The sequence below is a fragment of the Streptomyces sp. F001 genome (genome assembly GCF_004187715.1).
GTDB lineage: Bacteria > Actinomycetota > Actinomycetes > Streptomycetales > Streptomycetaceae > Streptomyces > Streptomyces flavusporus.
This window is the reverse complement of sequence record NZ_QZWF01000093.1, coordinates 1-6,039: the sequence shown is the minus strand read 5'-3', so window position 1 is coordinate 6,039 and position 6,039 is coordinate 1. Positions and strand designations below refer to the sequence as shown.

The following is a 6,039-nucleotide window of genomic DNA, read 5'->3' as shown; positions in this document are numbered from 1 at the left end:
CCGGAACTCCCGTCCCGGCGCCCGGGCCGGCACCGCCCCGCCCCCACCCCGTACGGCGACTGGCTCGCCGCCGTCTTCGACGCCTGGTGGGACGCGGGACGGCTGCGCACCAGGGTGCGGCTCTTCCAGGAGATCGCCGCCCTGCTCCTCGGCGCCCCCAGCAGCGCCGAGGCCGTCGGACTCTCGCCGATGGCCGCGGTCGTCGTGGAGACGGACGGCGGCATCGAGCAGGTCGACTCGCTCAGGTCGGCCTACGCGGGCGCCGCCGAGACCGGTCTCGACGTCTTCCGGCACTCCTTCGACCGGGCCCTGCGCCATCCCGGGATCGCGGCCCGGCAGGTCGGAGAGCGGGCGCTGGCCCCGGAGTGCCTGGACTGTCCGGTCGGCCGGGTGTGCGGCGGCGGCAACTACGTGCACCGGTACGCGCCCGGCACCGGCTTCCGGCACCCCAGTGTCTACTGCGCCGACCTGGAGCGACTCGTCCGGCATGTCGCCGGCCGGCTCGACCGGACGGCGCGCGGAACGACACAGGACGGAACGTGATGCCGGTGCTCTCGCCCAACTGGGCACCCACGAAGTCGTTTTGACGCACAATTGACTAACCTGTGCACAGTCGTGACAGGTTCAGTGAGGGGACTGCAGGATGACGGCGCAGCTCGAACACGTCACGGTGGTCTTCGCCGGGCAGAGCGAATCCTGGGCCAAGTGGATCGACCACCAGATCCGGGCCGCGGGACGCCGCACGACACTGGTGCGCTGGAACCCGCTGCGGCGCCCGCCCACCGTGCAGGCCCTCGGCAACCTGATGAGCGCCCCGGGCCGGATACTGCTCGTCATAGACGACTGGTACGAGCGCCTGGAACGCAGCCGGTTCGACGCCTGGGCCGGCGTACTGCGCCAGACGCTGCCGGAGTACCGGGACCGGATCGCCGCCGTCAGCGTCACGGCCCAGCCGATGCCCGATGCCGTCATCGCGCTGGCCCCGGTCGAACTGCGCGGCCTCAGGCCCGAGGTGGCCCGCAGCCGCGTCCTGGAATGCGCGGGAGTACCGGCCCCCGGCGCCCTGATCGACCTGCGCCGCGGCCCCCGCTTCCCGGACGACCCGCCGGAGGTGTGGCGCCGGGTGCCGCGCCGCAACCGCCGGTTCATCGGACGCACCGAGCTGCTGGAGCAGGTGTACGCGACGCTGTCCGCCGCAGGCCGCGACGGAGCCACCGTGGCCCTGCGCGGCCCGGGCGGCTTCGGCAAGACCCAGCTCGCCGCGGAGTACGTGCACCGGTTCGCGGGCGAGTACGACATCGTCTGGTGGATCAGCGCCGCCCAGCGCGTCACCGCCCGCCAGCAGTTCGCCGAGCTCGCACCCGAGATGGGCCTGACGGACGCCGGGGACCTGGCGGCCACCATCAAGGCCGTACGGCGTGAACTCCACGACACCGCACGCCCCTGGCTGCTCGTGCTGGACGGTGCCGGCGACCCCGAGCCGCTGCGCGACCTGGTCCCGGAGGGCCGTGGGCACGTCCTGGTCACCACCCATCGCGGCGAGTGGGCCGCGCACGCCGAGACCATCGAGGTGCCGCCCTTCGAACGCCGGGAGAGCGTCGCGTTCCTCCGGCGCCGCGCGGCCCGGCTCACCGACGACCAGGCGCAGCGGCTCGCCGAGGCCGTGGAGGACATGCCGCTGCTCCTCGACCAGATGGCCGCCTGGCTGGATCTGAACCCGACGGTGGCGGTGAACGACTACGTACGCGACATCCGGGAGGGCCGGCCGGACCGGTTCGGCGTCATGGCTTCCGGCCAGTACCCGAAGTTCGAGGTCGCCTGGGCCAAGCTCATCAACTCCCTGCGCGAAGGGTCCGAACCGGCCTGGCAGTTGCTGAACCTGCTCGTCTGCTTCTCACCCGACGTCGTCCCGGTACGTCTGCTGCAGACGGCCCGGCACGGTGACCTGCCGCCCGAACTGGCCGAGCTGATCAGCGAGCCCAGCAGCTGGAACACGGCGCTGCGCAAGCTCTCCGAGATCACCTCCATGCGCATCGAGTACGAGCAGGGCCCCCGCCGCCTGGACACCCAGACCGTCGGCACCCTGCGCATGCACCGCCTCTTCCACCGCTACGTCCGCTCCGTACAGGCGCCCGACGACGCCGAACGCTATTCGGCCGCCGCCCGCAGGGTCCTGGTCTCCGCCGACCCGCGGGACTCCGCCCAGGCCGGCAACTGGGCGCGCTACGCCGAGGTCATCCCGCACCTGGAGCCGTCCGGCGCGCTGCAGTCGGCCGACGACGACGTACGTGACCTGGTGCTCAACTGCGTCGAGTACCTGCGGATGCGTGGCGAGTACCACGACGGCTGGTGGCTGAGCCGGCTGGCCGTGGACAACTGGCGGCCCAAGTTCGGCGACACCGACCGTTCCGTGCTCGTCGCGGTCCACCAACTCGCCAACATGCTGCGCCGGCTGGGCCGGTACGCCGAGGCGGAGGAGGTGGGCCGGGAGAACCTGCGGCGGCTGAGCGGCGCCGGGCAGGTCCGGCCCATCGAGCTGATCCGCGCCAAGGACGGACTCGGCGGGACACTGATGGCCCTCGGCCGGTACACCGAGGCGCGCACCCTGTTCGAGGAGGCCGCCGCGAGCGCCGCGGAGGAACTCGGCGGCGAGAACGTCCCGCGCACCCTCAGCATCCGCAGCAACCTCGCCGTCGCCGTCGGTCTGCAGGGCCACTACGCCGAATCGCTCGTCCAGCACCGCCGGATCTTCGAGGCCCGGGTCGAACTGCTCGGCGGCAAGGACGCGGCCACGCTCAACTCGGCGCTGCGCAGCGCCTGGATGCTGAGACTGCTCGGCCGCTACCGGGAGGCGCTGGCCATCCAGGGCCACAACTCCCGCGTCCACAGCCAGGTGCTGGACCGCAACCACAGCCAGACCCTGCACGCCGAGCACAACCTCGCCCTGTGCGCCCGCCGGGACGGGGACCTGCAGTTCGCGCACGTCATGATGCGCGGTGTCCGGGAGAAGCTGCTGCGCCGGCGCGGTGCCCTGCACCCGGAGACCCTGATGGTCTCCTGCGACTACGCGATGCTGCTGCGCCAACTGGAGCGGACCGCGGAGGCCAGGGAACTCGCCGAGCTCACCGCCGCGCAGTACGCGGCCCAGCTCGGCGAGGGCCACCCCTACGCGATCGGGGCGCGGGACAACGTCGCCACCGTCATGCGGGAGATGGGAGAGACCCGCAGCGCGCTGGAGCTGTCCCTGCGGACCGTTCAGGAGATGGAGCAGGCGGTCGGCCGGGAGCATCCGTGGGCGATCGGCTGCGCCAAGAACGGGGTGGCCGTGCTCGCCGCCGCAGGGGAGACCGAGTCCGCGGCCGCGCTCGGCCGCGACGCCGCCGAACGCTCCGCCCGGGCGCTGGGCGAGAGCCATGTCCTCACCATCAGCCTGCGGGCCGGTCTCGCCCTCGACCTGGCCGAGCTGGGCGAGCCCGAGGAGGCCGAGGCCCTGCACGGGGACGCCGTCACCCGCCTCACCACGGTCCTCGGCCCCGACCACCCCCAGACCCACTACATCCTCGAACGCCACCGCCCCTACTGGGACTTCGAGCCCCAGCCGACCTGAAACGGCGAGGGCCCGGTCCCGAGTCACAGCGACTCGGGACCGGGCCCTCGGTGCCGTAAGGCCTAGGCCTCGAACACCTCACGCACCAGCTGCTCCTGCTCCGCCTGGTGCCGCTTGGCGGAACCCACCGCCGGCGACGACGAGTGCGGGCGGGAGATACGGCGCAGGCGCTCGCCGTGCGGGACGTCGGCGCCGACCGCCAGGTCCAGGTGGTCGATCAGGTTGAGGGCGATGAACGGCCAGGCACCCTGGTTCGCCGGCTCCTCCTGCGCCCACAGGTACTTCTCGGCGTTCGGGTACTTGGCGATCTCCGCCTGGAGCTCGGCACCCGGCAGCGGGTACAGGCGCTCGATACGGATGATCGCCGTGTCCGTGGCACCGCGCTTCTGACGCTCGGCCTCCAGGTCGTAGTAGACCTTGCCGGCGCAGAAGACGACCTTCTTCACCGCGGCCGGGTCCGTGACCGTCGCGTCGCCGATGACCGGCTGGAACTGGCCCGTGGTGAACTCGTCCGCCTTCGACGCGGCGGCCTTGAGGCGCAGCATCGACTTCGGCGTGAAGACGACCAGCGGCTTGTGGTGCGGGTTGTGCACCTGCCACCGCAGGAGGTGGAAGTAGTTCGACGGGGAGGTCGGCATGGCGACCGTCATGTTGTTCTGCGCGCACAGCTGCAGGAACCGCTCCGGGCGGGCGGACGAGTGGTCCGGGCCCTGGCCCTCGTAGCCGTGCGGGAGGAGCAGCACTACGCCGGACGTCTGCGCCCACTTCTGCTCCGCCGACGAGATGAACTCGTCCACGACCGTCTGCGCGCCGTTGACGAAGTCGCCGAACTGGGCCTCCCACATCACCAGCGCGTCCGGGCGGGCCAGCGAGTAGCCGTACTCGAAGCCCATCGCCGCGTACTCGGAGAGCAGGGAGTTGTAGACGTTCAGCCGTGCCTGGTCCTCGGAGAGGTACTGCAGCGGCGTGTACTCCTCGCCGGTGCTGCGGTCGATGATCACCGCGTGGCGCTGGCCGAACGTACCGCGCTGCGAGTCCTGGCCGGCCAGGCGGACCGGGGTGCCGTCCAGGAGGAGGGAGCCGATGGCGAGGGTCTCGCCCATGCCCCAGTCGATCGTGCCGTCCTCGACCATCGACGCCCGGCGCTGCAGCTGCGGCAGCAGACGCGGGTGGACGGTGATGTGGTCGGGGATGTTGACCTGGGACTCGGCGATCCGCTTGACGATCTCCGTGGAGATCGCGGTGTTCACGGCGACCGGGAACTCGGCCTGCGCGTCGGGCGTCTGAACCGTCGCCGGCTGCGCGGTGGCCTCGCGGACCTCCGTGAAGACCTTCTCCAGCTGGCCCTGGTAGTCCTGCAGGGCCTGCTCGGCCTCTTCCAGCGTGATGTCGCCGCGACCGATGAGGGACTCGGTGTACAGCTTGCGCACCGAGCGCTTCTTGTCGATCAGGTCGTACATCAGCGGCTGGGTGAAGGCCGGGTTGTCCGACTCGTTGTGACCGCGGCGGCGGTAGCAGATGAGGTCGATCACCACGTCCTTGTTGAACGCCTGGCGGAACTCGAAGGCCAGCCGCGCGACACGGACGACGGCCTCCGGGTCGTCGCCGTTCACGTGGAAGATCGGGGCCTCGATCATGCGGGCCACGTCCGTCGCGTACATCGAGGAGCGCGCGGACTCGGGGGCCGCGGTGAAGCCGACCTGGTTGTTGATGACCACGTGGACCGTGCCGCCGGTGCGGTAGCCGCGCAGCTGCGACATGTTCAGGGTCTCGGCCACCACGCCCTGGCCCGCGAAGGCCGCGTCACCGTGCAGGGCGACCGGCAGGACGGTGAAGTCCGTGCCGCCCTTGTTGATGATGTCCTGCTTGGCGCGGGCGATGCCCTCGAGGATCGGGTCGACCGCCTCCAGGTGCGAGGGGTTGGCGGCCAGCGAGACCTTGATCTGCTCGCCGTCCAGGCCGGTGAAGGTGCCCTCGGCGCCCAGGTGGTACTTGACGTCGCCGGAGCCGTGCATCGACTTCGGGTCGAGGTTGCCCTCGAACTCGCGGAAGATCTGAGCGTACGACTTGCCGACGATGTTGGCGAGGACGTTCAGCCGGCCGCGGTGGGCCATGCCGATGACGACCTCGTCGAGGCGGGACTCGGCCGCGCTGTCCAGGACCGCGTCCAGCAGCGGGATGACCGACTCGCCGCCCTCGAGGGAGAAGCGCTTCTGGCCGACGTACTTCGTCTGCAGGAAGGTCTCGAAGGCCTCCGCGGCGTTCAGCCGGCGCAGGATGCGCAGCTGCTCCTCGCGCTCCGGCTTGGCGTGCGGGCGCTCCACCCGGTCCTGGATCCACTTGCGCTGCTTGGGGTCCTGGATGTGCATGTACTCGATGCCGGTGGTGCGGCAGTACGAGTCGCGCAGGACGCCGAGGATGTCGCGCAGCTT

2 protein-coding genes and 1 pseudogene are annotated in these 6,039 nt (G+C 71.2%); 2 read left to right on the top strand and 1 reads right to left on the bottom strand.

Translation table 11 applies throughout. The features are described 5' to 3' along the window. Positions 1-543 (top strand): annotated as a pseudogene (locus tag StrepF001_RS44040) (FxsB family radical SAM/SPASM domain protein); the annotation flags it as partial. A gap of 100 nt (positions 544-643) precedes the next feature. Continuing rightward, positions 644-3,607 (top strand): FxSxx-COOH system tetratricopeptide repeat protein, encoded by a 2,964-nt coding sequence (fxsT, locus tag StrepF001_RS44035; RefSeq protein WP_129803685.1) that lies wholly within the window; start codon positions 644-646, stop codon positions 3,605-3,607. Positions 3,608-3,669: 62 nt separating this feature from the next. Here fxsT and StrepF001_RS44030 read toward each other — a convergent pair. Continuing rightward, the coding region (locus StrepF001_RS44030) for a multifunctional oxoglutarate decarboxylase/oxoglutarate dehydrogenase thiamine pyrophosphate-binding subunit/dihydrolipoyllysine-residue succinyltransferase subunit (protein ID WP_129803684.1) at positions 3,670-6,039 on the bottom strand (2,370 nt) is incomplete at its 5' end.